The sequence below is a fragment of the Myxococcus sp. XM-1-1-1 genome, assembly GCF_020037095.1.
In the GTDB taxonomy this organism is placed as follows: domain Bacteria; phylum Myxococcota; class Myxococcia; order Myxococcales; family Myxococcaceae; genus Myxococcus; species Myxococcus fulvus.
This window is the reverse complement of the sequence record NZ_JAIQDH010000015.1, coordinates 74,305-100,825: the sequence shown is the minus strand read 5'-3', so window position 1 is coordinate 100,825 and position 26,521 is coordinate 74,305. Positions and strand designations below refer to the sequence as shown.

Annotated in this window: 19 protein-coding genes; 9 read left to right on the top strand and 10 right to left on the bottom strand. The window is 71.1% G+C overall.

Features of this window, described 5'->3' with window-relative positions; translation table 11 throughout:
* Window positions 1-106 precede the first annotated feature (106 nt).
* Genes K8640_RS26405 through K8640_RS26385 form a run of 5 tightly spaced genes read right to left on the bottom strand, consistent with a single transcriptional unit; the run spans window position 107 to window position 8,223 of the window.
* Window positions 107-1,159: a hypothetical protein gene (locus K8640_RS26405; protein ID WP_223749599.1), complete on the bottom strand. Its 1,053-nt coding sequence runs from the start codon at window positions 1,157-1,159 to the stop codon at window positions 107-109.
* A complete protein-coding gene (locus K8640_RS26400; protein ID WP_223749598.1) occupies window positions 1,156-4,236 on the bottom strand; it encodes an IPT/TIG domain-containing protein in 3,081 nt (1,026 codons plus the stop codon). Before K8640_RS26400 ends, K8640_RS26405 begins: the two co-directional genes overlap by 4 nt.
* Window positions 4,233-5,693 carry a hypothetical protein gene (locus K8640_RS26395; RefSeq protein WP_223749597.1) on the bottom strand — a complete coding sequence of 487 codons (1,461 nt, stop codon included), beginning with the start codon at window positions 5,691-5,693 and terminating at the stop codon, window positions 4,233-4,235. The genes K8640_RS26400 and K8640_RS26395 overlap by 4 nt, the downstream gene beginning before the upstream one ends.
* Window positions 5,690-7,120: a choice-of-anchor D domain-containing protein gene (locus K8640_RS26390; protein ID WP_223749596.1), complete on the bottom strand. Its 1,431-nt coding sequence runs from the start codon at window positions 7,118-7,120 to the stop codon at window positions 5,690-5,692. The genes K8640_RS26395 and K8640_RS26390 overlap by 4 nt, the downstream gene beginning before the upstream one ends.
* Window positions 7,117-8,223 (bottom strand): vWA domain-containing protein, encoded by a 1,107-nt coding sequence (locus K8640_RS26385; RefSeq protein ID WP_223749595.1) that lies wholly within the window; start codon window positions 8,221-8,223, stop codon window positions 7,117-7,119. The genes K8640_RS26390 and K8640_RS26385 overlap by 4 nt, the downstream gene beginning before the upstream one ends.
* A 90-nt stretch (window positions 8,224-8,313) precedes the next feature.
* Between K8640_RS26385 and K8640_RS26380 the strand changes: the two genes are divergently transcribed.
* On the top strand, window positions 8,314-9,030 hold the full coding sequence (locus tag K8640_RS26380) for a class I SAM-dependent methyltransferase (RefSeq protein ID WP_223749594.1): 717 nt from the start codon (window positions 8,314-8,316) through the stop codon (window positions 9,028-9,030).
* A 9-nt stretch (window positions 9,031-9,039) separates the two neighbouring features.
* On the opposite strand, the gene K8640_RS26375 is transcribed toward K8640_RS26380, so the two are convergent.
* Window positions 9,040-9,546, bottom strand: a complete 507-nt coding sequence (locus tag K8640_RS26375; protein WP_223749593.1) for a GreA/GreB family elongation factor — start codon at window positions 9,544-9,546, stop codon at window positions 9,040-9,042.
* 93 nt (window positions 9,547-9,639) lie between these two features.
* On the opposite strand from K8640_RS26375, the gene K8640_RS26370 reads away from it, so the two are divergent.
* A complete protein-coding gene (locus tag K8640_RS26370; RefSeq protein ID WP_223749592.1) occupies window positions 9,640-10,308 on the top strand; it encodes a dienelactone hydrolase family protein in 669 nt (222 codons plus the stop codon).
* Between the two features lie 32 nt (window positions 10,309-10,340).
* Here K8640_RS26370 and K8640_RS26365 read toward each other — a convergent pair whose 3' ends face one another.
* From K8640_RS26365 to K8640_RS26355, 3 genes are all read right to left on the bottom strand, one after another.
* A complete protein-coding gene (locus tag K8640_RS26365; protein ID WP_223749591.1) occupies window positions 10,341-10,829 on the bottom strand; it encodes a hypothetical protein in 489 nt (162 codons plus the stop codon).
* Window positions 10,830-11,527: 698 nt separating this feature from the next.
* Window positions 11,528-14,371 carry a DUF4105 domain-containing protein gene (locus tag K8640_RS26360; protein ID WP_223749590.1) on the bottom strand — a complete coding sequence of 948 codons (2,844 nt, stop codon included), beginning with the start codon at window positions 14,369-14,371 and terminating at the stop codon, window positions 11,528-11,530.
* A complete protein-coding gene (locus tag K8640_RS26355; protein WP_223749589.1) occupies window positions 14,368-14,799 on the bottom strand; it encodes a hypothetical protein in 432 nt (143 codons plus the stop codon). The genes K8640_RS26360 and K8640_RS26355 overlap by 4 nt, the downstream gene beginning before the upstream one ends.
* Window positions 14,800-14,809: 10 nt before the next feature.
* On the opposite strand from K8640_RS26355, the gene K8640_RS26350 reads away from it, so the two are divergent.
* From K8640_RS26350 to K8640_RS26340, 3 genes are all read left to right on the top strand, one after another.
* Window positions 14,810-15,214 (top strand): hypothetical protein, encoded by a 405-nt coding sequence (locus K8640_RS26350; protein WP_223749588.1) that lies wholly within the window; start codon window positions 14,810-14,812, stop codon window positions 15,212-15,214.
* A gap of 469 nt (window positions 15,215-15,683) precedes the next feature.
* A complete protein-coding gene (locus K8640_RS26345; protein WP_046716674.1) occupies window positions 15,684-16,808 on the top strand; it encodes a helix-turn-helix transcriptional regulator in 1,125 nt (374 codons plus the stop codon).
* 34 nt (window positions 16,809-16,842) lie between these two features.
* Entirely contained in the window at window positions 16,843-18,021 is a 1,179-nt protein-coding gene (locus K8640_RS26340; RefSeq protein WP_370640393.1) for a metallophosphoesterase, read from the top strand.
* A gap of 10 nt (window positions 18,022-18,031) precedes the next feature.
* On the opposite strand, the gene K8640_RS26335 is transcribed toward K8640_RS26340, so the two are convergent.
* Window positions 18,032-19,402: a co-chaperone YbbN gene (locus K8640_RS26335; protein WP_223749586.1), complete on the bottom strand. Its 1,371-nt coding sequence runs from the start codon at window positions 19,400-19,402 to the stop codon at window positions 18,032-18,034.
* Window positions 19,403-19,517: 115 nt separating this feature from the next.
* Between K8640_RS26335 and K8640_RS26330 the strand changes: the two genes are divergently transcribed.
* The 4 genes from K8640_RS26330 (at window position 19,518) to traB (ending at window position 26,486) form a co-directional block, all read left to right on the top strand.
* Window positions 19,518-21,263 (top strand): GTPase, encoded by a 1,746-nt coding sequence (locus K8640_RS26330; RefSeq protein WP_223749585.1) that lies wholly within the window; start codon window positions 19,518-19,520, stop codon window positions 21,261-21,263.
* A 126-nt stretch (window positions 21,264-21,389) separates the two neighbouring features.
* Window positions 21,390-22,460 carry a hypothetical protein gene (locus tag K8640_RS26325; protein WP_223749584.1) on the top strand — a complete coding sequence of 357 codons (1,071 nt, stop codon included), beginning with the start codon at window positions 21,390-21,392 and terminating at the stop codon, window positions 22,458-22,460.
* 163 nt (window positions 22,461-22,623) lie between these two features.
* Window positions 22,624-24,867, top strand: a complete 2,244-nt coding sequence (gene traA, locus K8640_RS26320; RefSeq protein ID WP_370640392.1) for an outer membrane exchange protein TraA family protein — start codon at window positions 22,624-22,626, stop codon at window positions 24,865-24,867.
* A complete protein-coding gene (gene traB, locus K8640_RS26315) occupies window positions 24,864-26,486 on the top strand; it encodes an outer membrane exchange protein TraB (protein ID WP_223749582.1) in 1,623 nt (540 codons plus the stop codon). Before traA ends, traB begins: the two co-directional genes overlap by 4 nt.
* The last annotated feature ends 35 nt before the right edge of the window (window positions 26,487-26,521 follow it).

The window sequence follows — 26,521 nt, the reverse complement described above, 5'->3', positions numbered from 1 at the left end:
CGTGTTGCACCTTCTGACGGGGCACCCCCAGGAACATTCAAACACCAGGAGTTCCGCCCCCTTCGGACATAGGGGGCCGATGTAGGACATGAACTCCACGGAGGCGTCAGCGAGGAGCGACCTCGGCACAGGTGAGGCCCTCCTCGGGCGCGCAGTTGCGGCCCACGAGGCAGCCCCCCGCGCCCTGGTGGTCCACACAGCGGATGGGGCGACAGTCGGCGTCACTGCCACACGCGCGACGGCTCACCGTGCACGTGCCCTGGCTGCACGCGTCCTGCACGCAGTCGGTGTCCTGCTGGCAGGTGCAGAAGCCCTCCACGTCGCCCTCCGCGATGGAGCAGCGCCCGGCGCAGGCACCCTCTTCCTGGCCCTGGGTCTTCATGCACTGACCGCCGCGGCCGCAGTGTGAATCCTCGCGGCACGGCAGCGACGGCGAGGGCGCGCACTCCGCATCCGAGCGGCAGCGCGCACGGCTGGCGACGACCACCACGTCCGCGCACTGGTAGCCGTGGGGACAGCCCTGTCCCTCCGAGCAGTCCGCGCCGCAGAAGGCGGTGCCGGGGCTCGCGGTCTCCCGCAGACAGAAGTTGGCGCCACGGCCACAGACCTGGAGACCGCCGCCGTACGTGCAGCTCGCGCAGTAGGGACGGCGCACGGGGTCGAAGTCGCTGAAGCATGTCGCGGCACCGCAGCGCTCGCCGAAGGCACAGTCGCTCGCGTCCGCGCAGAAGCCCGCGTCGCAGACACCGAGCGCACAGGCCGCGCGGCCCTCGGGCGTGGTGGCGTCACAGAGGCATGGCGCGTCCTGGCAGCGACAGGCGGTGCCTGGACAGTCTCCGGAGGAGCGGCAGCCCGTGACACAGGTGGTCCGCGACACGTCGCAGACTTCGCCCAACGGGCAGTGCACATCCGTGGAGCAGCGCCCTCGCGTCAGACAGGTGCCGGTGCTCGTGTCGCAGAAGAGCGACTCGTCGGCGCAGTCGGCATTCGACTCGCAGCCGGCGCGGTCCTGGCAGAAGCCCGCGGGGTTGCACGCCTCCGCGGGCGAGCCACAGTCCTCGTCCACCCGACAGCCTTCCGAGTCCACGGAGGAGTCACTCGGACACGCGGCGAGGAGGAGCAACAGGGGCACGGCGAGCCACGTCCAACGGCGCATCACGGGTCGAAGACCTCCGAGCGCCCGAGGACATACGCCGTCCAGGTCGCCGTGGACAACGCGTCATGGGTCCATTGCGAGTACTCGAAGCGGGGGACTCGCGCGAGGGAGAGGTCGGCTCGCAGTCGCGCGCCTTCGGGCAGTTCTGCGCGGAGTGCCGCGAGCGCGGGTCCGGGGAGCGTCACCTGCGTCTGCCCTCCCGGGAGCACGGCCGTCCAGCGGACGCCGCCCTCCGTTCCGGGCGCGAGCAGGGTGAGCAACTGCACCTCGGGCGTGGCGGTGGAGGCCGTGGGCGTCCAAGACACCGTGCCCTCGAAGCGAGCACCCGGCTGGGTGAAGACAGGCAGTGGCAACATCGGCGCGAGTGTCACGCCTCCGTTCAGGGCTCCCGGCTGACGGTGGTACAGCAGGCTCTGGGGATACGCGGTGGCTCCTCGCAGCAGGTCGAGGAAGAGCAGGTTCGCGCCGTCCACGTGGGGAAGTTGTGGGAAAGCGAGGCGCGGTCCGGGTCCTTCGATGCTCGTGTAGAGGCGCGTGCCCGTGCCCCAGTTGTGGGGATGGGGCACGAGGCCCTCCGCGCCCAGGTCCAACCAGGCGTAGACCTGATGCCGTGCCTCGCCTCCCGCGATGACGAGTGGGCCCTCCACGGTGAGCGGTGCGGTGACATCCAGGTGCATGTCGAAGATGACATCCTGGTTCTCCGCCGCCCGCGTCCCCGAGGCCGCGACACCTCGGCGGATGCCGAGCAGATAGGGCTCGAAGTCCACGCCGTCCCTGAGCACCCCCAGCACCGCGTACACGGCGCGCAGCCCGGGCTGGGCCAGGACGAGGAAGGAGCCTCCGTCCTCGCGGATTCGCCAGGTCTCCGCGCGACGGTCGCCCGTTCCCGTGAACGGTGGACCCGACGCGGGGCTGGATTGGGCCACGAAGACTCGCGCCTCGAGCACCTCATTGGCGCCAAGAGGTCGCGGGGGCTTGAAGCCTCGCACGCGGCCGGAGACGCGCGCGGTCGCGGGCACGGGCGGATTGCCGGGGTTGCCCTCACGGTCGAGACGGCGCAGGTACACCGTCAGGTTCTCCGAGCGGATGCCCGCCACCGTCACCGCGTCGTGGCCCGGCTTGAAGACCGTGATGACCTGCGCGCCCGCGATGCGTGGGTCCGAGAGCGTGAGCTGTCCTCGCGCGTCCGTGCCGCCATGGAGGAGGGGCGTGGGGTCCGGGCCCAGCAGCACCGTGGCTCCCGAGACGGGTTGGCCATAGCTCCCCGATGACGTGTCGAGCACCGTGACGTTCAACGTGCCCGTCAGGGGCTCGCCGGAGAGACCTCCGGGGCCTCGTGGGTCGAAGTAGTGGAAGGACTCGGGGAGCGCCGAGCGCTGTGAGCCATGGACGACGGCGACCTCCACGGGTCCCTGGATTCGTGAGGCCGGGATGCGACAGGTCAGCGTGTGCGCGTCGTGGATGAGCACGTCGGTGGCGGGTTCTCCTCCGAACGTGACGGACGTTCCGTCGACGAAGCCCGCGCCTCTCACCGTGACCCGGGCGCCCCCAGCGACGGCACCACGGGAGGTCTCGACCTGGGACAGGGTGAGCGCGGCTTCGTAGGTGAAGGACGCTGGAAGCAGCGCTTCGTTCTCCGGGTCGCTCGCGGAGGAGACATGGAGCGAGTGCGGCCCCGCGCCTCCTGGTGGTGTGAGGAAGCGCAGCTCCGTCTCGCTCGACTCCGTGACTTGTGGCGCGGAGAGTGCGCCGACGTGCACCACGGCGTCAGGAGGCAGTGCGGTTCCTGTGAGTCGAGCCTGGGTTCCGCCTGTCGCGGGCCCATGGTCCGGCGTCACCTGGTCGAGCGCGAGACGGAAGGTGTAGCCCTGGGTGAGGCTCGCGCTCATGGCGCCGGATTGGACACTCACGGAGACCGTGCGCGGGAGCGTCTCCCGGGGAGGGACCCGGACCGTGGCGGTCGTCGCGGTGGCACTCACGAGCTGCGCCTGGACGGCATCGAAGGTGACGGACAGGTCGGGCGCATCGAGCGAGGTCCCCATCAGCGTCACGGTGCCATCGTCCCGGGCTCCGACTCTCGGGAAGACTCCATGCAGGGCGAGCGGTGCACTCGGGGAGTCGTCCACGTAGGCGAAGCCCTGGCGCACGGTCCAGGTGCCTCTCGGCGTGACGATGCGGATGGGCACGACTCCGATGGACGGTGCGGGTGGAGTGGTCACCACGATTCGCGTGGAGGACTCCACCCGTAGCGCGGTGGCGGGTGTGTCTCCGAGGAGGACTTGAGTCGCTCCCTCGAAGCCCTGGCCCGTGATGACGGTGACAGTGCCTCCCTCTCTTGGGCCCGTGAGCGGTGAGACCTGGGTGACGCGCGTGTCCTCGAGGTAGCGATACGCGCGTCGGAGCACGTCACCGACACCGTGGCCCTGGACTCGCACGTCCACGGAGCCAGCCACGCGCACCCTGGGGACGAGGACACGGAGCTCCGACGAGGAGACCCGCGTGACCGAGGGGCTCGCCATGTCACCGAAGAGGACCTGGAGCCCTGGCCCCTCGGGGAAGCCCTCGCCGAGCAGCGACACGGTCTCTCCTCCGGAGAGCGCCCCCGTGTCCTCCGAGAGCGCGCGGACGTCGAAGCTCTCGACGTAGGTGAAGCAGGACTCACAGACTGCCGTGCCGTTCGGGTTCTGGAGCATGAGGTCCACTGTGCCTGCCACTCCAGGAGGCGTGCGCAGGTCGAGGGTGGCGTCGTCGATGAGCTGGAAGTCACGGACGGGATTCGAGCCGACTCGCAGCGTCGTGCGCGCTGCTGCTTCGGGTGTGGTACGGGCCACGCCCTCGACGAAGCCTCGGCCCTTCAGCGTCACCCAGGTCCCGCCTCCCCGCTCACCTCGCGCGGGCCGCGCGGACTGAATCACCGGCGTGCTCGGTGCGCCCGCATCGGCGTGGGTCCCCGCGTCTTGCGCTCCCGCATCAGGAACACTCCCTGCGTCTGGCGGAATCCCAGGGGGGCGTGGGGAGCCACCACATGCCGCGAGCAACGTGGCGAGGAGGATGAACACCCGCGATGACGTGGTCCTCATGGGAGCCACTCCACCTGGAGCGTGTAGCCGTTCGTCGTGCGCGCATCATCACCAGTGACCCTGGCCGTGAGCGACTGGCCCTGCACCGCCGACGCGGGCAGCTCCACCGTGGAACCCGTCGTGTCGATTGAGCACCCCAGCTCGGTGCCACCCTTCAGGACACACAGGCGCAGCAGCCCGCGGTCCGCCGCGTACCCCGACAGTGACACCCGTGCGCCACGTGAGGGCGGCACCGAGAACCGCAGGTGGTCCGCGTCCCCGGGACAGAGCATCCCGTCCAGCCTCAGGTCCTCCGGCAACGCCGTGGCCGTCTCGACCGTGTCGTTCGGCTCGTGGTCGTCATCGTCGCAAGGTGTTCCCCGCGAGAGGAAGAAGCCCACGTCGTAGGCTCTCGGCGCCGCGTCCCGGGAGGCGATGCGAACCGTGTACAGGCCTCGCTCCGCGACGACATGCGACAACCGGAAGCGCCCCGTCGCCAGCACCCTTCCACTCGCATCCTGGAGGGACGAGGAGAACACCGGCTCCGCGAACACCTCCGCCTCCACATTCACACCGAGCTGGTCACCCCGCTCCAACGTGAGCGAATAGTGGTCCACGTCACCTGGGCACAGGGTGAGCCGCACATGGCGACTCGCGCTCACGGGATGGGCCGTGGCCACGGTGTCATTGGGCTCCAGCACGTCCGGCTGGCAGCTCCTGGGAATGCAGGCCCTGCTTCCGAGGTCACAGCGTCGGTCTGACTCACAGTCGTCGTCCGAGGAGCAGGGCGGCAGGCTCGGCAGGCACTGCCCACTCGCCAGGTGACACACGTGGGGCACCGTGCAGTCTCGGTCCGAGTAGCACCTCGGCGTCACCGTGCAGCGGCCCGCGGCGTCACAGGTGAAGCCCACCGCGCAGTCCGAGTCCTCCTCGCACCGCACACAGCGCTCGTTTGAGCAGTGCTCCCCTTCCGCGCAGACCGCCGACGCGGTGGCCTCGGTGCAGCGTGGCACACAGGCATGCAGGCCCGGATTGCAGCGCTCCTCGGCGCCGCAGTCCGAGTCCTCGATGCACCCGAGGTCCTCCTCGCACACGAGCGTGCCCGCGTTGCACCGCTCACCTGTCGGACATTCCTCACGTGTACCCATCGGGCACAGCACCACGTCGGCCCTCGCCCGGCACAGTCCCTGGCGACACCACTGTCCCAAGCCGCAGTCCGCGTGCGCCACGCACGCCTCGCCCCAGCCCTCGCGCGCGACACAGGCTCCGGCCTCGCAGCGCTCACGGAGCCGACACTGACCGCTCGACTCACAGGCGCCACACACTTCGGCGAGCGTGCAGACCTGCCCTCCATCACAGTCCTCGCGCCGTGCACAGGTCTTCGGGTCGGGGTCCACCTCCGGCCCCGGTGGCATCTTCTCCGTGGAGGAACAGGCGAAGAGCCAGCACAACCCCAACAGCCACCACCCCGTCCTCACGGCGCCTCCGTGACGACACCCGAGGGCCACTGCACGTCCGCCACCGTCCACACCTCGCCCTGGCGCGACAGGGTGCGACGGAACTCGCCCTTCAGCACGCCCCGGTCATACACCCGCACCGTGGCCTCACTGCGCGGGTCCACGGCGCCATTCTCGCGCGAGAGCACCACCGCGACCCGGTACGTGCCTGACACGGGGCGCTCGTAGCCGAAGACCTCCGGACCGAAGCCCGTCAGCCGATCCCTCAACAGCTCCGGGTCCTCAGCGAATCCGGGTGCGCCCCAGTCGGGACGCGGGTTCGCGTAGTGACAGTCATCGACGGACCCCAGCACCGCGTCCACGCCTCGCAGCACGTGCAGGTCCAGGTCCGTCTCAGCGTGGCTCCACGTCACGTCCACCCACAGTTGTTGGGCGGGAACCGCCACGACTCGCGCACGCGTGGGTTGCAGGCTGCGCGCGCCCGCCGCATCCGTCACCGTGAGCGCCACCTCGTACTCACCCGACACCACCGGGTCCAAGCGCAACACGCTGCTGGACGCCCCTGGGGACAACACCTGCGCACGCGCGCCCACGGGCAGCGAGACCAGATCCCAGGCGTACGTGAGCGGACCGTCTCCATCCGGGTCCATCGAGGCCGTGCCCTCCAGCACCACTTCGCCTCCCGGCACGCTCTCGCCCGGAGCGCTCACCACGGGCACCGGCGCGAGATTCACGCTGCCTCGCAGCTGCATTCGCGCCTCGCGCTGGTCCGGGTCCGTGGTCCGCAGCACCAGGGCTCCACTCACGTCCTCGGCGGCGACACCGGACGGCACCGCGTATTGCACCGACACCTCGACCTCACTCGCGAGGTCCAGCACCGCGGGCGTCCGCGTGGAGCCCACGAGCTGGAACACAGGAGACGCAGGCGATTCGAGCGTCAGTGACTCCAGCACGAGCGGCGCGCTCCCTCGCGAGCGAAGCCTCACCGGCCGCACCACGACATGTCCCTCGGCGACCCGCCCGAAGTCGAGCAACGCGGGCTCCAACTCCAGCGCCGCGGCCATGCGCCCCTCTCCTCGCAGCGACACCTCGACGTCCTCTTGAATGGGGTCGTCCGTGCGCAGCACCAGCGTCGCCGTGTAGCTCGACTCACGCGGCGGCACGAAGGCCAGCACCAGTGAGGTCTCTGCCTGCGCGGGCACCTCCTCGGGAACGGAGATGATTCGGAACGGGCTGCCGTCCTCCTTCACCACCGCGCTCACCACTCGCAGCGACGCGCGTCCCACGTTCACCAACGGCAGGGACACCTTGCGTTCGTTCAGCGCGGGCACGGCACCGAAATCCAGTGTGGACGCGGGCGCCACCCAGCGCGGCACCACCGAGGACGGCGGCGCGTCCCTCCCACAGGCCGCCACCAACAGCCAGCACACGAGCCACCCGCGCCTCACGACCCCTCCTCCACGTACTCCAACTCCACCCGCGACCCCAGCCCCGGCACCGAGTCCCCCGCGAAGAACACCGTCCCACGCTCGGGTTGGTACACCCACCCGTGCTCGCCTCCCGCCTCGGGGACGCACACCACCTCGAGCGCCTCCGCCGACCGCCCCTCGCAAGCCGCGCGGTCCACCGACACACAGACCCTCAGAGAGGACTCCGGCGTCCCACAGGCGTGGCGAACACGGACCCTCAGCGAGTCCTCCCGAGGCACACGCGCGAGCGCGAACGAGCGCCTCAGCCCCACCGCGCTCGTCGCCAGCGTGCGCAGCGTCTCGGCGAAGTCCTCGTCGCAGATGCTCCCCAGCGCTCCGCCCATCCAGGACACGAGCTCCGCGTACCGCGTCCCCGGCTCCGCGCCACAGCCATTCGAGGGCACATCCCCGATGATGGCCGACGCCACCACCGTCCCGTCATTGCCCAGCCCCTTGGCTCGCGAGAACTCCCGCCAGTACATGCGCACGTCGTGCGGCGAGCGGTCGTCCTCGTCCGTCACGAACGCCAGATACAGCCACGCGTCCGGACGCAGGAACTCCACCGCATGTGTCGCGCGACACGCCTCCCGACACGCATCCGTGGCGCAGCTCGACACGCAGGCCGCTCGCGCCTCCAGCACCGGCGCGTTCTCGCGCGCCAGCCGCTCCAGCACCTGACGCGCGGCCTCCAGCCCCGTCTCGTACGCGCTCCCTCCCGTCCCCACTCGCACGCTGTCCGCGAAGGCCTGCTCCAGCCCCGGCGTGTCCGGACGCAGAACCCGCGGCGTGCCCACCAGCTCCCCGGGACGCGCGAAGGTGTCCGTGGTCGCCACGCCCATGCGGTAGTCGATGCGCCCTTCGCGAAAGAGCGAGATGAACGCCTGGAAGTTGCGCGCGAGCGACTCCTGGCGAGGCGCCATGGAGGCCGAATCATCCACCACCCACAACACATCCACCGCCGACGCCGAGCGCTGCGCGTACGTATCGACGTGGAAGCCCGGCGGGAGCGACGGCACCAATCGCTCATCCCGACAGTCGACGAAGAGGAGCGCCAGGAAGGCGACGACGGCGACACGGCGCATCCGCCCAGCCTACCCCGAGCGTTCATGGTGCACATCTCCGCCGAGAACCCGCCCTGACCGGGCCCCGGGTGCGCTACATCCCCGGGCACCATGTTCCACCGTCAGGGGCCCACCCTCCTCGAGCTGGCCGAGCAGGCCCTCTCCTCCGTCGAGCAAGGCTACGACCTGCTCGCCCCCAAGTTCGACTACACGCCCTTCCGCACACCGGACCCCGTGCTCCGCGCCGCCATCGAAGCCCTGGGCCCCTCGGGCTCCGTCGGCACCGCGCTGGACGTGTGCTGTGGAACCGGCGCCGCCATGCGCCACCTGCGCCCGCTGGCCCGCGAGCGGGTCACCGGCATCGACGTGAGCCAGGGCATGCTCGAGGAAGCGGACCGCAGGCTCTCCGGCGCACCGGGCACCGCCGCCCTCGAGTTCATCCGGGGTGACGCGCTGGAGATGACCTTCGACGCCGCGTTCGACGTGGCCACGTGCTTCGGCGCCTTCGGCCACATCCTCGAAGCCGATGAGCCCCGGCTGATTCAGCGCATCCACCAGGCCCTGCGTCCCGGGGGGCGGTTCCTCTTCGTCACCGGCCATCCACCGTCGAAGCTGCGCCCCGGTTACTGGGTGGCCCGGAGCTTCAACGCCGCCATGCGCGTGCGCAACGCCCTGTGGAAGCCGCCCTTCGTCATGTACTACCTGACGTTCCTGGTGCCTCGCGCCCGCGCGCTGCTGGAGGCGCAGGGCTTCAGCGTCGAGGTCCGCGACGGCATCCTCCCCGAGCCCTTCACGCCCCTGGCCACCGTCATCGCGACGAAGCGCTGACGCCGCGCCTCAATGTGGCGCGTACTCCACGGACACCACGGTGTACTCCACTGCCCCGCGAGGCCGCTCCACCACCACGGCCTCTCCCACCTCCTTGCCGAGCAGTGCCCGCGCCAGCGGAGACTCCACGCTGAGCCGGCCCGACTTCACGTCCGCTTCGTCCAGGCCGACGATGCGATAGCGCGTGCGCTCGCCGTCCTCGTCCTCCAGCTCCACCCACGCGCCGAAGAAGACACGGCCCTCCCGCGCCGCCTCCGGCTCCACCACGCGCACCTCCTCCAGCGTGGCGGCGAGGTGACGCGCGCGGCGCTCACGCTCCTGGCGCCGGACTCCCGCCTCCAGCGGCGTCAGCCCCTCGGCCCCGGAGTCCGGCCCCTGCGTGGCCGCCAACTCCTCCTGCAGGGCGCGATAGCCCTCCGGCGTGATGTAGCGCTTGTCGCCCGAGGAGGACTTCGGCCGCGGCGGCACCAGCACCTCGTCCCCGCCCGAGTCCTCCTTCGTGAACGCCTTCGACATTCCGACCTCCGACACAGTCCACTTCGGACCCGGGCACCTCGCGCCCGTGAGACTAAGCTACGCCGCCTCGTCCATCACTCAAGGGGTGCACGCATGGCAGGGCAGGCAAGGCTGACGGGCAAGCAGGGCCAGGAACTGGCGGGCTATCTGAGTGAAGCCACTCCAGCGAAGGGCGCGGTGGTCCTCGTCCACGAGTGGTGGGGCCTCAACGAGCACATCCGAGGCATCGCCGACCGGCTCGCGAAGGAGGGCTTCACCGTCTTCGCCGCCGATTTGTACGGCGGCCGCACGACGAAGGACGCGCAGGAGGCCGACAAGCTCCTGTCCCAGATGGACTGGGGCAAGGCCAGCCAGGCCCTCAAGGACGCCACGGAGGCGCTGCGCCAGCGTGGCGGCGCCGGCACGAAGGTCGCCGTCCTGGGCTTCTGCATGGGCGGCGCGCTGACGCTGCTGGCGGGAGCGAACGACGCGGGGCTCGACGCCGTGGTGCCCTTCTACGGGATTCCGCCGGACAGCGTGGACGTCACCCGCATCCGCGCGCCCATCCTCGGGCACTTCGCGACGCAGGATGACTGGTGCACGCCGGACCGGGTGGACGCGCTGGAGGCGAAGCTGAAGAAGGCGAACGTGCCGGCGGAGCTCCACCGCTACGACGCGAACCACGCCTTCTTCAACGACACCCGTCCGGAGGTCTACTCGCCGGACAATGCACGGCGGGCGTGGACCCGGACGGTGGACTTCCTCCGCGCGAAGCTCGGCTGAGCCTCGCGCGAAGGGGGCTCACGACTCCCGGCTCAGGTGCCGGGGGTCGCCGGCGTGGCGGGAGCCTGGGGCGCGGTCTCCGGCGAGGCGGGCGTCGTCGGCTGGGCCTCCGGGGCCTCGGTGCCGGGCGCCTGCTCCGGGGCGGCGGGGGCCTGGGGCGCGAGCTCCGCGGGGGACTGACCCGAGGGAACGAGCTGCAGGCGGTACTGCGACACGCCCTTGGGGAGCACCACCTCCACCAGCGGGTTCTCCTTCAGCAGGTCGGCGTTCGTCTCCAGCGTCACCAGGCCGTCCGCGTCGCTGACCAGGTTCATGCGCGTGCGGCGCTCGCCCGCGCGCACCTTGGCGCCCTGCACGGGCTTGCCGGCGCCGTCCACCACGCGCAGCGCCACCGTCTGGCCCGCGGTGACTTCGGCGGCGTTCGGCGCCACCAGCTCCCGGTAGGTCGGGCGCAGGGCACAGGCGGACAGGAGGGCGGTGGAGGAGAGGACGACGGTCAGCAGGGCTCGACGAAGGCTCATGGGAATTCCGTACGGACGTGAGGGGACTACCGGGCGCGGCAGCATAGCCGCAGACGGCGGGCCGCCAAGCCCCACCACGTCCGCCCCTCGGGGCACGGAAGCGGTTTTCCCGGGTTTGTTCCCCGGAAGGAGCCTGGGGCCACCCAGCCGGCCCGCCCTCCGGTGGAGTCAGCGGCCCTTCCCGATGCCCGCCGCCAGCCCCACCTGAACGGGAGCCGGGTGCACCGCGCCCGCCGCGAAAGGCTCGTACCCCATGGAGATGGTCCGCACCGACAAGGACACCTCGCCTCCGCCCTATGTGCACGACGTACACCGGGAGTTCTCCTACGCGGAGCTGCCGCCGGGCATCGGGATGAAGCCCGATGGCATCCACCTCAAGCACAACCGCTTCGACGTGAGCGTGGTGACGATGGTCCTCACCAGCCTCGTCGTCTTCTTCGTGCCGCTCTTCAACGGGCTCATCGGTGGCGTGTTCGGCGGCTTCCATGCGCGCACCTTGAAGCGCGCGCTGGCCGCGGCGGTGGTGAGCTCCATCGCCGTGCCCGCCATCCTCGCGGGGCTGTCGTTCTTCGCCGGCAACAACTCGCTGCGCATCTTCTCCGGGCTGGGCTTCGGAGGCTGGATAGCGCTGCATGTCATCGGCACGTTCATCGGCGCCGTGACGGGCGCGGCCAGCCGCCCCCTGTTCACCGAGGACCTCAGCGCAGCTCCAACCCGACCAGCAGCCGACGGTCCGACATACCGGACCACCACGTCGACGGTGCGGGTGAATCCCGACGTGACGGTGGAGCGAGTGAGCCCTCCCACCGGGCCTGTGCGCGAGGAGTGAGCAGCACGCCGAAGGGCCCCGCGCGCCCCAGCCACAGCTCCACCTGGAGCCATGCGCCCGCCTCGTGCGTGAGGCGCGCGTCGCCCAGGCGCCAGGTGGGTGCGTAGGCGGCCTCCAGGCGCACCGCGTTGGCGCCGGAGCCCGGCAGCCCCGTGCGGTGGGTCAGCGAGAAGCGAGGTCCCGCCGCGGGCGCGAGGGAGGTCTGGCTCCAGTGCATCCGCGCGAGCCCGCCCACGCCCACCGCCGTGAAGCGCGAGAAGCGCGCGGCCTCGTCGATGACCACCAGCGCCTCCGCCTGCACGGTGGCGCGGTAGGGCTCCGCGTGCGCCGTGTCCGTGGCGACGCGCGCCTCCGCGCCCCAGCCCAGCGAGTCCCACGCGGAGCCACGCAGCGCGAGCGGCTCTCGTTGCAAGGTGCGGTAGCCCACCAGCGTCATGTCCGTGGACACCACGCGCGGCGGTCCCCAGCGCGGCTCCAGCGAGAGCTCGCCGTCGAGGACGCGCAGCTCGCTGCTCGCCTGGAAGCCGTGCTGGCGCGCATCGCCCAGCGCCTCCGCGAGGCCCGCGGTGCGCACGCTGACCAGGGGGCGCACGGCGCCCGTGTCGGGGAAGCCCACGCCCACGCTCACCACCGTGCGCGCCGCGCCCGACTCGCGCAGCGCCGAGGCCGCCCAGCGCGTCTCGTCCGCCACCTTGCGGCGGCGGTCCTCACCGAGGAAGGCGACCGCGTCCACGTCCGCGAACACGCCGTCGTTGAGTGCGCCCTGTGCGTCGGTGGCGAGGATGAAGGTGGCCTCGGTGCGCTCGGCGCGGACCAGGACCTTCAGCTCCTCGGGCGTCGGTGGACGACGGGGCGCGGTGGCCAGGGCCTGCTGGAGCAGCGCCGTGCGGTCCAGCACCGCGAGCTTGCGCTGGAGCGCGTCCTCTCGCTCGAAGACCCGCTGGCGCTCGCGAATCCCCGCCTCGGCCGAGCCGGCCACGGGCGTCCTCAGGGCCAGCAATCGCTGACGTTCGATTCGCAGCCGCTCGCCGTCCATGCGGTCCACCGCCGCGCGCTCGACCCGCACCGCGTGGGCCACGTAGGCGTGGAGCGTCTGGCGCACGGTGGCGCGCGCGGAGGGGGTCGCGGTGTCGAGCACCGCCGTCACGACTCTCGGAAGCGCGGCGTAGGCTTCGCCTCGGACCTCGGGCTCGCGGGATTGCAGTTGCGCGTGGAGGGACAGGAGGCGTGACAAGGGTCGCGCGTCCACGTGTCCGGAGAGCGACTCCAGGGCCTCGCGGCGCGTCTTGTCCGCTCGCGCGGCGCGCTCTCCCGTGGACTCGAAGGCGTCCGGGACGAGCTCCAGCAGCGGGCCCGCGGGCCCTGCCTTGCCGAGCACCTCCAGCCTCGCGAGCACATCCAGCGTCGCCGAGGGCAGGACCCACATGAGTCCGGGCGGGCGCACCTGACGGTCATTCTCCAGGACGCCGTTGAGCAGGAAGAGCAGCGCGCTCGCGCAGTTGTCGGTGAAGAAGTAGTAGCCCATGTACCCGCGCCGCTCGAGTTCCCAGATGCGCTCGAGCATCCGCGTCTCCTCACCGTGCGTCAGGCGCAGGCGGAAGCGGCGGATGGTGCGCTGCTCGAGCTCGAGCGACTCGTGCGCGAGGTCGCCCAGCGTGCCGGTGAGGAAGACGGTGTCGTAACTCCCCGTCATCCCCTTCACCACGTAGCCCAGGCCCTTGGGCTCCATGCCCGTGAGGGCCACGAGCTGCACCACACGCTCGAAGGAGGGGCCGCGCACCTGGGCGCCCTCGCGCCACACCGGGCGCAGGAGGAGATGTCCGAAGAGGGACTCGGGCTGTCGTCCCGTGGCGGCGACCATGAGCACCTCGAGGTGGGAGAGCAGGTCGCGCTCGGCCCAGGCATCGAAGGCGGGACAGGGTGCGCGCACGGGCCAGGCGCCCAGGCCCGAGGACTCCAGCAACTCCGTCAGCGCGCGCGTCTTGGAGAACTCCTGGCAGCGCACCTGCTCGTCCACGGACAGCGCGTCCTCGCGCAGGGACTCCACCGGGACGAACAGCTCCTCGGCGAACGTCACCAGGTCCAGGGCCGCGCTGTGCTGACCTCGCTCGCGACTGAAGGCGCCCGCGTAGTGCAGGCGTGCTTGCTCCTTCCAGACCAGGGGACGCTCGAAGGGCTTCATCCAGCCGGACAACCGGCGCCACCGTGTCTCTCGACTCCAGGCGAAGACGTCCTCCCACCGCTGCGTCACCGCGTGCACCACCGCGCGACGTCGCCACAGCCGCTCGGCGTCCTCGTCCGTCAGCCGGGAGAGGCGCAGCGTGGCGCGACGGTCCTGGGAGGGTGCGTACCGGTAGAGATGGAAGCGCGCGTGGCCTTCGGACCAGTCGGGGCGAGTCTGCGTTCCGTCTCCCAGGCCCAACGGCGAGGACTCGGCGTGGAGCACCAGCTCCAGCGGGCCGCCCGGGAAGCGCCTCATCGCGGGGGGCAGGGACTGGAGTCCCTGCTCCACCTCACGCACGAGCACGGCGTCGCGTGCCGCGGCGTCTCGCAGCACCAGTCCCGCGCGGGACAGGGCGTGGACACGGGCCGCCAGCGAGTCCTCGTTCGGGGAGGCCCCCGGCTCCGAGTCCCCCTCGCGCACCACCCCCGCCGCTCGCGCCCACACGGGCAGCGCGAGGAGCACCACGAGCCACACCACGCCGCGGCTCACCGCGCCACCTCCGCGGCCACCTCCTCCCCATGCACCGCGAGGAACGCGCGTCGGTCCTCATCGAGCCTCGGGTCCGTTCGCGCCAGCTCCCCCACCCGCGCCAGCCACGCCAGCGCGCGCTCGGCCGTGAGCGTCCGCGTGTCCGCCATCGCCAGCAGCTCACGACGGTTCGCGCGCAGGAGCCGGCCGAACGTCGGCAGGTTCTCCCGACGGATGCTCGCCGCCGCCGCCAGGTCCTCCACCGTGGGCCCCGCGCCCAGCGCCAGGTCCTCGCGCAGCTGGTGCGTCCTCGACTGCAGATACACCTGCGCCGCGCGCCCCACCTCCTCGGGAGGAGGCCCCTTGCGTCGCTCCGCCGCCGCCACGACGCGCCAGATGACCACGCCCAGCCCAATCACCGTGGCCGCCACCGTCGTCGCCGACACCACGCGCCCATCCTTGTTGTCACTGTTGCTCGTCTCCGAGCGCGACTCCTTCCCCTCCCCGCCGCTCTCCGATTCGCTCGTCCCCGTCTCGCTGCGGTCGCTGGAGCGCGACTCGCTGGAGCCGCCCTCCTCCGAGCTGTGCGAGGTCCGCTCGCTCGAGTCCCCCGACTCGTTCGACGAGTCCCCAGACCCGTTCGACGAGTCGCCCGAACCATTCGACGAGTCACCGGACCCGTTCGACGAGTCCCCCGAGCCCGAGCCGGAGCCCGAGCCATCCGACGAGCCCTCCGACGCGCTCATCCCGCCATGGCCCATCGCCCCGGGTGTCCTGCACCCCGTCACCGCCAACAACACCGCCATTCCCAACGCACGCGCCGAGCTCCTGGTCGTCATTCCAGACACCCTCCCTGGTGAATGAGCATTCGTTCGACGTGAAAGCATGACGAGACACCGTGCAATTTCACGGAAGGAATTCATTTCCATGAATCAATTAGCCAGTGACGTGCCGAGCCTGGAACACATGATGTTTCGCGGCCTTGGGAGGCCAGGACAGGCTCCAGGCGCGAAGCAGGCATCCCAGGAGGTGCGTCGGGCGCTACGCGGCGGGGAGGTGCGGGGTTCAAGGGCAACGCGCCGGGCATCGACTTTCGACCCCGGCGCGCGCTCACATGAAACCTACCGCGAAAGGCCCTCCCCCCCGGTGGGCCTGCCCCTCATTGTCTCTTCGAGCGCAATGGGAATACCATCCGGGGAACCCCTGATGTCGGATTCCACCCGGACATCTCAGACTCCAGGGCATGTCGCAGCTCAATGCTCAACAGCTCACAACTTCCACGTCCGGGTGGGATAGTGGGAGCCACTCATTGGCATCGTATACTCAGGATACCTTGATTCGTTTGAATTCCGAGGAACAGCGTATCCTGGCGGACCTGGAGGCCCTGCTCGTCGAGGCGGAGCCGGGGTCTGAGTCCCTGCCCATGGTCCTGGAGGCATTGCGCGACACGCTCAAGGCGGAGCGCGCGGTGGCCTACGGCGTGGATGTGGGACCTGACCGCTACCACGTCAGCTACTCCCACAGCTCGGGTTTCCCGCAGCCGACGGAGGCGGTCTTCGACGCGCTGGAGACCTTCCTGTCGGACCGGGAGAGTCTTTGGGGCTGGTACGACCCCGCACGTCCCGCGCCCGCCCAGCGCAACCGGGCGCTGCACTTCCGCTCGCTCCAGGAGTCCGAGGCGCGGCAGATGCCCTTGCATGACCTGCCCGCGTATGAGGTGGGGCGGCGTCTGGGATTGAGCGAGGCGGAGCTGGAGGCGCAGAGGGACCGAGTCAACGTGCGCTCCGGGGCGGTGTATCGCCAGCTCGGGATGGAGCGCATGGCCTTTTTGCGCACGCTGGTGTGCGAGGGCCCCGCGCTGCTGGGCTGGATGGGATTGATGCGCGAGGAGCCCTTCACCGAGCGCGAGCAGCGGGTGCTCCAGGCGCTGACGCCCGCGCTGCAGCGGCGGCTGACGATGGAGACGCGGCTGCGCGAGTCGGGGCTGATGTCCACCGCGCTGGAGGTGGCGATGGAGGCCCTGGGGCGCGCCGCCTGGGTGGTCAGCCGCAGCGGCCGCGTGGTGCACGCCAACAGCGCGGGCCGCGTGTGGTTGGACCGAGGAGAGCCGGAGCTGATGGAGCAGCTGCGCCGGGGCGCGCAGGGGGTGCCCTGTTCGGGCCCGCTGACGCTCACGCCGCTGCGTACTCCCGGGCTGCCTCCGCACTACCTGGCCATCGACACGGGCACGGCCTCGAGCGCCGCGGCGCGGGTGCAGGCCCTGGCCGCGCGCTGGTCGCTCACCGCGCGCGAGTCGGAGGTGCTCACGCACATCGTCCAGGGCGAGACGAACAAGTCCATCGCCGGCCGGCTGGGCTGCGCCGAGCGCACCGTCGAGGTCCACGTCACGCACCTGCTCGCCAAGGCCCACGTGGAGAGCCGCTCGGCCCTCATCGCGCGCTTCTTCCAGACGTCCTGATGACGCGCGCGCCCGCGGGGCCCGCGCGTCTACAATGGGCGGAGTGAACGACTCCGCAGCCCTCCGCCTCCGGGCCGCCCGCGCCCGCGCCCGACACGCGCTGGACTCGGGCCCCTTCTCCGCCCCGCCCGAGGGCGTCCCCCGGCGTCGCCGCCTCGTGATGGGGGACCCGCAGGCGGACTTCGACAAGGTGCTGGGCATCCTCGACCACCACGGGCTGTTGAGCGCGGAGGGCTGGCTCCTGCCCGACGTCCAGCTCGTCTCCGTGGGGGACCACTTCGACTGGGGTCCGCCCGAGGAGCGTCAGCGCGCCGCGGACAGCGCGCTGGCCCTGGTGGCGTGGCTCTCCGCGCACCCGGCGGACCAGGTCACCCTGCTGCTCGGCAATCATGACCTGGGCCGCGTGGGCGAGCTCGCGGGCTTCGACGCGGCGAGCTTCGCCACCGCGCAGGCGGAGGCGGACCGCGTCTACCAGAAGGGCCACACGGACGAGGCGGGTGAGCAGGCCTTCTTGAAGCGCTGGCCCCAGGTGCCCACCGCGGAGCTGGTGGCGCGCGACTTCGGCAACTTCCGTGAGCCGCAGCGCACGTGGGTGGAGTTCCTCCTGCGCGCGCGGCGCTTCCGGACCGCCCACGCCGCGGGCCCCGGGCTCGTCGTGCTCCACGCGGGCGTGACGCGGGAGGACCTGGACCTGGTGGGGCTCGCCCCCGAGCAGCACGCGGACGCGGACGCGGTGGCGCGCGCGCTCAACGGCGCGGTGGATGACGCGGTGGCGCGGTGGAAGGGCGGACCGCTGGAGGTGCCCCACCTGCACCAGCCGGGCGACGCCGCGCGGGGCGAGGGCACGGGCATCTTCTACCAGCGCCCCAGCCTGAAGCCCGACGACGCCGAGCGCACCCGACAGACGCCGCGCCGGCGCTTCGACCCGAGGCGACTGCCCAGGGGGCTCACCCAGGTGGTGGGCCACACGCGCGACAAGCGGGTGCTGGAGCTGATGGGCGTCACGAACCTGACGCCGCGCGACGGCGTGGTGCGAAACCTGGTGACGGACGGGACCCGGGTGGACTGCGCCCACGGCGCGCCGCCGCCACCGCGAGACACCCAGGCGGCGCTGGTCTTCGTCGACGGAGGCATGAGCCACTGCCCCGTCGAGTCCTACGAGCTGTTCGACTTGGACACGCGCGCCGCCGCCGCTCGGACGACGGCGCGCTGAGCCCCGCGGGCTACTTGGGCGCGGGCTGGGCCTCGGCCTGGAGACCGGCGAGCTTCTTCTCCAGGTTCTTCACCATGCGCGGCGACGTCTGCACGGCGGGCAGCGTCTTGGCGAAGGCGAGGGCCTCCTCCAGCGTCTTCACCGCGGAGGCGCTGTCCTTGCGCGCGATGAGGATGTCGACCCGGCCGGACATCACGCTGAGCCGACGCGAGCCCTGCACCCGGGCCAGCGCGCGGTCACTCGCGGCGAGCGCGTCGTCCAGCCGTCCCACGGTCCGGTACAGCGTGGCCAGGCGCGCGGGCGGGTTGTAGTCCTGGGGCAGGTCCTTCTCGCTCTGCTCCAGCGCGGGGATGGCGCGCTCGGGCGTGCCCAGCTTCATGGCCGCGCCCATGCGGTGCGCGTCGAAGACGGCGCGGGCCTCGGGGTTGGGGGCCTTGGCGGCCTCGGCCTCCAGGAAGGCCAGCCACTCCTCGGCGAGGACCTTCTTGCCGGCCTCGTCCTTGGCCACCTCGCGCGCCATGAGGCGCGCCTCGTACAGCCCCGAGCGGTCATCACCGGACATCTCGATGACGGGAGCCCCCATGGCGTCCACCACCTTGGCCTCCAGCGCGCTTCGCAGCTCCTTCACCCCGGCCGCGTCCTCGGGCATGGACACCGCGCACATCAAGCCGAACATCGCGGCGTTGGCCCACGACAGCGAGCGGGGCGTGCCCGGAAGCAGTTCGAGCGCCTTCTTCGCGCACGGCTCCACCTGCATCGCGCCGTACATGGCCGTCATGAGCGACTCCAGGGCGCGCCCCCGGCGGGACCAGTCGGCGGGCGCCTCGGCCAGGGCCTCCGTCAGGGTCTCTATCGCTTCGGCGGAGCGGCCCTCGGCATGGAGCGCGTCACCGCGCGCCAGCAGCGCCTCCGCGCCGGTGACGCCGCCCTTGTAGGCGCGCTCGCCGTCCTCGAAGAGCTTCTCCAGCTGCGACACGGTGGCGCTGCCCGCGAAGCGCAGGAGCGGCTTCTCCGCGCGCGGGTCGATGACGTACAGCGTGGGCCAGAACTCGATGGGGAACTTCTCCTGGAACGCCGCGTTCTGGGTCAGGTCGGTGTTCACCTCCAGCCAGACGAAGCGGTCGGCGTGGCGCGCCAGCGACTTGTCCGACAGGACGTACGCCTTCATGGAGCGACAGGTGTGGCACCACGGCGCCCAGACGTCGACGAAGAGGGGAACCCCCTTCGCCTTCGCTTCCGCGAGGGCTCGGGCGTAGTCATCCTCGATGAACGGCAGGGGAGCTCCGGCGTGCGCCGCTTCCGTGGACACGGGCGTGTTCGTGTTCGCGGCGGTGCAGCCGACGAGCCCCCAGAGCAGCAGGCTGGCGACAAGGGTGCGCATGGCGCGAACCCTACACCCGGGATGGCGCCGCTCGCGCCTGCTCCGAAACTGACATCCACCGCGCAAGCATCTGGGCACCTGCCCGTTCGCATGCTCTGGTGTGCGCGGACCTCCGATGACGCGAGACCCCTACACCCTGCGTGACGCGCTCGCGTCCGCCCTGGACGCCCTCCCTGCCGCCGAGCGGTTCCCGGACCCCTCCGACGCGGACCTGGCCCGCCGGCTGGCGGAGCGGCTGCGGCGGGATTTGCTGCCCCGCCTCGGCTCGGCGGACGCGCCCCTGCTGCTGGTGGCCATCGCCGGACCCAACAATGTCGGCAAGTCCACGCTGTTCAACGCGTTGGTGGGCGCGTCGCTGTCGCCCGCGAGGCCCGAGGGAGGCCTGACGAAGCAGTGTCTGGCGGCGGCCCACCCGGAGACCTGGACGGGCGCGCTGAAGGACTTCCTCACCCGCCGCTACGACACGGTGCCGGTCGCGTCGGGCGAGTCGGCGCCGGTGGACCAGCCGGGGCCCTCCGGGCGGCTGTATCTGGTGCTGGCCGAGGACGTGCCGCGCGGGCTGCTCGTCATGGACACGCCGGACTTCGACAGCGTGTACCGGGAGAACCGCGAGCGCGCCGAGGCGCTGCTCGTCACGGTGGACGTGCTCGTGTTCGTGGTGAGCCGGCAGACGTACCAGAACGCCGCGCTGGTGGACTTCCTGCGCGCCGCGGTCGGCCATGGGCGGCCATACCTGCTCGTCTACAACGAGGCCTCTCGCGAGGAGGTGGCGCGCGGGCACCTGGACAAGCTGGCCTCGGATGTCGGCCATCCGCCGCTCGCGCGCTACCTGGCGCCGCACCAGCCGGAGGTGGAGGCGGGCCTGCGGCCCCTGGCGACGGTGCCGCTGGATGGGAAGCCCGCGCTGGGCTCCCTGCTGGGAGAGGCCGAGCACGCGCGCGAGCTGAAGGCCCGGGCGCTGGAGGCCTCGCTCGCCGATGCGCGCGCGGAGATGGGGGCGGTGGCGCTCGCGGCGGGGCGCGCGGCGAGCGAGCCGGAGCGGCTGCGGCAACGGCTGCGTCACGAGCTCGAGGGCGTGGGCGCCGCGGCGGCCCTGAAGGCAGTGCCCGCGGACGTGCTCATCGATGCGTTCCGCGACGAGCTGGATGCGCGCAGTCAGTTCCACAAGTGGGTGCGGCTGCCGTTCCGGGGGCTGGCCACGGCGCTGACGTACGTGAGCCGCAAGGTGCGGCAGTCCTTCACGGGGCCGGAGCCCGAGGGGGCCGAGACGCCGACGCGCACGGTGGACGCGACGTTGACGGATGGAGTGCGGCGGCTGGTGGATGCCTTCGCGCCGGAGGTCGCCGCGTGGCGCGGGGACCCGGCGACGCGAGCGCTGCTGGCGGAGGCCTTCGGGCCGGTGACGCTGGCGAAGCTGGAGGAGCCGCTGGGCTTCGAGGCCTTGCATGCCCACGCGGCGGACCGCGCCACGCTGTATGCGTACTGCCGCGACCTGGTGGCGGCCGAGCTGCAGGGAGGCATGCGCGAGGAGCTGCTCCAGGCGATGACGACGCTGGTGTACTCGGTGCCGTCGGGCGCGGCAGCGGTGGTGACGGTGGCCACCGGGGGCTTCGGGCATGACGCGGTGGTGTGGGCGGGGACGCTCCTGTCCACGCCGCTGATGGAGCGCTTCGTGGACCTCCTGGGCGCGCAGGTGCGTGCCCGCGTCACCCGCAAGTGGGCGGACGCGCACGGCGCCACGCTGGCTCGGGCGCTGGAGGCGCGGTTCTTCTCGGGCGTGCTCGGGCACCTCGACGGGCTGGCGGAGGCGTGGCACCACACCGCGACGCGCCTGGAGGCGACCCGGGCCGAGCTGGCGTGAGACCGAGCCGTCGTCCTCTTCGTCTGGGAGAAACCGAGACGCTGAGGAAGGGGCGGGACGGACGGACAGGACGGGCGATATTCCGCCCGTGCGTGTGCGGCGACAATGCGTCATGCTGCGCGCGTCATGAATGGCTCGGACCCCGACGCACCGGGCTCCCCACCTCCGGTCCTCTCCTTCCGCCACCTGCTGACCGACGCCGTCGGCACGTTCCTGGACGAAGCCGGGATGACGTGCGCGCAGACGGCGGACTCCATCGGCGAGCTCATCGTCACGCTCTCGCGCTACCGCGAGGAGGGCGCCCCGCTGTTCCCCATGGCCTTCGTGGGGGATGACCTGGCGCGGATGCTCACGCTCCTGGGCGGGCATGACCCCCTCGCCATCGGCATCGGGCCGCGCACGCGCGCCACCATCCAGCGGGCGCTGAAGCAGTGCGCGCAGCTGGGACAGGGACGGTGGTGGGCGCTGTACCTGCTGCGGGTGCCGGAGGGGTTCGCGTACGGCGTGTTCCGCACGGACCCGTTCCCGCTCGCGGAGTCACCGCTGGAGCGGCTGCGCCGCGTCGAAGAGGCGCAGGCGGGGGTCGTCGGCGTGCTCCAGCTGGCGGACAACATGCTGGAGCTGCGCGCCGGCGGTGGGCTGTGCCGGCACGTGTACCTGTCCGGAGCGCGTGTGGAGTCGGCGTCGCCGCCGGTGATTCTCGACGAGCTGGCGGACGCCATCACCCAGGGCGTGGCGAGCGCCAGTCGCGAGCGAGCGCGGGGGTTCTTCCGACGGGTGTTGTTCGAGGTGATGCAGACGTCCCATGGGACGCTGGTGGCGGTGCTGCCTCGCGAGCGCGCGGGCTCCACGCTGTTCGTGGATGGCATCATCCTGCCTCGGCCGCTGGACGTGGTGGCGTTGCTGGACCGCTACCACGTGGACGCCACGTTCTCGGCGGCGACGGCGGTGCGTGCCACGGGGCAGTTGCTGCGCGGGATGATGGCCACGGATGGAATCACGGTGCTGCGCGCCGATGGTTGCATCGTGGGGTACAACATCTTCGTGCGACACCCGGAGTCGCTCGCACATGAGCCCTCCGTGGTGGGGGGCGCGCGGCGACGCACCTATGAGGTCCTGGGCGCGGCCGTGGGCACCGAGCTGACCGCCGCGTTCATCCGCTCGCAGGATGGGGATGTGGCCTGCCGTCGGGCGTGACGTCTCCGGCACGGAACGGGGAGGTCCGCGCCGCGTAGGATTCGTGCGCACACGCGAGGAGGCGGGACTTTCCAACTCTTCCGGTTATCTGACACATCCGCGCCGGAGTTGAGGCTCAGGTCATCTTGGGAACACCTGACCTGCCACGTCACATCTTCGCTTGATGGCCCGTGTGTCCGGGGATTTGAGTTTGTCAGAGGGTTCCAGCATGCTGGCCCCCGCCTTGAAATCCCCCTTGTTCAGTATCGAGCGGCTCGCGCTCGCCGTCCTATCGGTGTGCCTCCTGGCTTTCCCTGCCTGGGGCCAGAAGCTACCTGACGTCGTCGTCTCCGGGCCGCCCATCGTCCCCGCACTGAACGAGAACGGACAGGGCCTGTGTGTCGCGTCCAATGTGTGGACGAGGGCCGTCAATGAGTTCCCCCAGAGTCGGGGCACATACATCGACGTCATCAACGGGTTCTTCGAGGAGCCGGCGAGCAGGCAGAGTCGAGTCACCACCGTACTCCGTACGCCGTTCGATCTATCCAACAACCTCAACGACGGCCGAACGCTGAGCTACGGCGATTTCGAGGGGCAAGCCACATTACCGGGATGCTCGGTTGGCGGATGCAGCTTCAACGTCATCAACGATGAAGATGACACCACGCCCTTCGTCTCGCGGTTTCGCGGGTACCTGAATATCCCTTCAAGCCTCGCTGGCCAGGTACTGCATTTCGGCTTCTACGCTGACGATGCCATCAGTCTCGTCATCTACGACCGAACGCAATCCTATACGGTCATCAATCGCCCCCCGCAGCTTGGTCTCCCGACATGGCGAACCACGAACTCGGTCACCTTCACCGTGCCGGGGCTCTACGCCGTGGAGATCATCTACGCCCAGGTCAGCGAGCACGCTGCGCTTGAGCTGTCCATGCGTACGGGAGCGTTCACTGACTTCGAGCGTGCCGCGAATCAAGCGCCCATCATCAATCTCTACAACTCGGGCTTCCAGTTGCTCCAGCCCGCGCAGTTCTTCCAGACGGAGAACGGCCTTCCTTCCTACGCCGGTTCGCCCAATCGCTGCGAACAATGCAACCGCGCGGATGTGAACTCCCAGGGCAACAGCACCTGCGGCACCTCCTACTACTGCAACAGCGCTGCGCTCTGCGCACCCTGCGACTCCGCCCTCTTCTGCGGCGCGTCCTGCACCCGCTGTGGCCCCTCCTCCCCCTACTGCGCCAACCTCAACGGCGTCACCCAGTGTGTGGCTTGCACGGAGGACTCACAGTGCCCGAACGGCCGCTGTGACCTGACCGACAACACGTGCCGCGGATGCAACGGCGACGAGGACTGCCCGAACACCGGCCGCTGTGACCTCGCGACCAACCAGTGCTCCGGCTGCAACGATGACAGCGACTGCCCGGGGAGCACCGTCTGCGACGAGCCCACCGCCACCTGCGTGCCCTGCACCGAGGACGCCCACTGCCCCAACGGTCAGGTCTGCGCGACCGACATCCACGAGTGCCGCGAGTGCAACAATGACTCGCAGTGCCCTCGCGGAGAGGTCTGCGGCAATCACCAGTGCGGCCCCTGCGCCACCAACGACGCCTGCGCCGGCAACTCCTGCAACTGCTGCCCCAACGGCACCCAGTGCGCGGCCCTGACGCCCGGCGCCTCGCCCTCGTGCGTGGAGTGCACCACCGACGACCAGTGCGCCGAGGGCCAGAAGTGCGACCCGCTCAACGGCACCTGCGTCGCCGCCATCCCCGAGTGCAACACCGCCGAGGCCTGCGGCCCCGCCTGCGCCAAGTGCCCCGGCGAGCGCCCCTTCTGTCTCGACGGCCAGGTCTGCGTCCAGTGCCGCACCGACCTCGAGTGCGGCGACGGCCTGTTCTGCCTCAGCGGTGAATGCAGCTCCTGCACGACCGACCGACACTGCGGCTCGCGCTGCGAGGCCTGCGACGTGGACGCACCCTTCTGTCTCTCCGACGGCTCGGTCCAGAACAGCGCCTGCGTGGGCTGCCGCAACAATGACGACTGCGGCAGCGGCCAGTGCAACCCCACCACCCGCACCTGCGAGAACGCCGGCGCCTGCGCGGTGACGTGCGACGCGGGCCTCGTCTGCGACGGCGCCGCCTGCGTGGAGTGCTTCGCCGACGCCCACTGCCCCTGCGGCGGGACGTGCGACACCGCGAACAAGACCTGCTCCGAGTCCTGCGAAGACAGCAACGACTGCCTCGGCGTCCAGCACTGCTCCGCGAAGACCCAGCAGTGCGAGCGCGGCCGTCGCAAGCCCGGCACCGACCCTCAGGGCGGCGCCTTCTGCTGCGGCACCACCGAGGACGCCACCCCGGCCGGCAGCGCCACCATCCTCTTCCTGCTCGCCGCGGGCCTGCTGCTCCTGCGCTCCCACCGCCGCGTCCGATGAAACCCTTCCATCTGCCCCTCCTCCTCCTGGCGCTGGGAGGGGCCAGCATCGCCTCCGCCCAGCCGGACGCCCGCTTCGACGTCCAACTGTTCCGCCCGTCCGCCGCGCCCCAGGACCTGGTCGTCGTCACCCAGTCCCGTCCGCTGTCGCACCTGTCCGTGGCCGCGGGGCCCTACTTCAGCTACTCGCTCAACCCCCTCACCCTCGTCCCCGAGGGCGGAGACCTCGAGAAGATCAGCCTCGTCGGCAACCGCCTCCAACTGGACGTCATGGCCATGGTGGGCCTGTTCGACTGGGGCGAGTTCGGCGTGGACCTGCCGCTCATCCTCGCGCAGGGCGGACAGAACCTGGAGGTCATCGGCACCGAGGGCAGCGTGGAGAGCTTCGTGCTCGGCGACCTGCGCCTCACCGGCAAGGTGGCCATCCCCGGCATGCGCCGCCCCGCCGAGGGCAAGGGCTGGGGCGCCGCGATGACGCTCAACGTGAGCTTCCCCACGGGCGCGCAGGACGCGTTCGCGGGGGATGGCGAGCTGACGTGGGCACCGGGCCTCGTGCTCGACTACCGCTTCGGCAACGGCATCCTCCTGGCGCTCAACGGCGGCTTCTGGAAGCGGCCGGACCGCGTCTTCGACGGCGTGGCGCTCGGGGACATGGCGCCCTTCGGCCTGGGCGCCGAGGTCCCCATCCTGCGCGGCAGCGGAATCACCGCGCTCGGCGCCGTGAACGGCGCGGTGGCCCTGAAGAAGGCCCCCGGCGCGGAGCGGCAGATTCCCGCGGAGCTGCTCATCGGCCTGCGCTGGTACAGCTCCACCGGCGTGACGTTCACCTTCGGCGGTGGCGCGGGCTGCGGGTGCTCGCTGGCCTCGCCCACGCTGAGCTTCTTCACGTCCATCATCTGGATTCCGGCGAAGACGCGCGAGTGGGAGGCGCTGGAGCGCTTCAAGGAGCCGCCCGAGCCGCCCCCCCCGCCCCCGCCCCCGGTCGACCCGGATGGGGACTCCGTGATTGGGGCGGGAGACAAGTGCCCGGACGTGCCCGGCCCGGTGGAGAACGCCGGCTGCCCGGACACGGACCGCGACAGCGACGGCGTGGTGGACCGACTCGACCGGTGCCCGGACGAGCCCGCGGGTGGCCGCGGCCGCCACGGGTGCCCCCTGGCCCGCCGGGAGAAGAACAAGATCGTCATCCTGGAGCAGGTGAACTTCGCCACCGACCAGGACGTCATCCTCTCGGAGTCGTTCCCCATCCTCGAGGAGGTCGCCCGGGTGATGAACGAGAACCCGGAGATGGACCGCGTGCTGGTGGAAGGCCACACGGATGCTCGCGCGAGCGACGCGTACAACCTGGACCTGTCACGTCGTCGCGCGGCCAGCGTGATGCGCTTCCTCGTGGAGACGGGCGTGGCGGCCGAGCGCGTGTGCTCGCAGGGCTTCGGGCGCAGCCGCCCGCTGTCCGACAACGCGACCGAGGAGGGCATGGCGCTCAACCGCCGCGTCGAGTTCACCATCCAGCCGCCGAGCGACGGCCCCCGTCCGCCCTGCCCGGATGACCTGGACAAGAAGGGCAAGCGCCCCCGGCAGAAGCAGCCGGGCCCCAAGCCTCCCGCGCCGAAGCGGTAGGCCGCTGAGTCGTCGCCGCTCGCGGGCACGTGGGA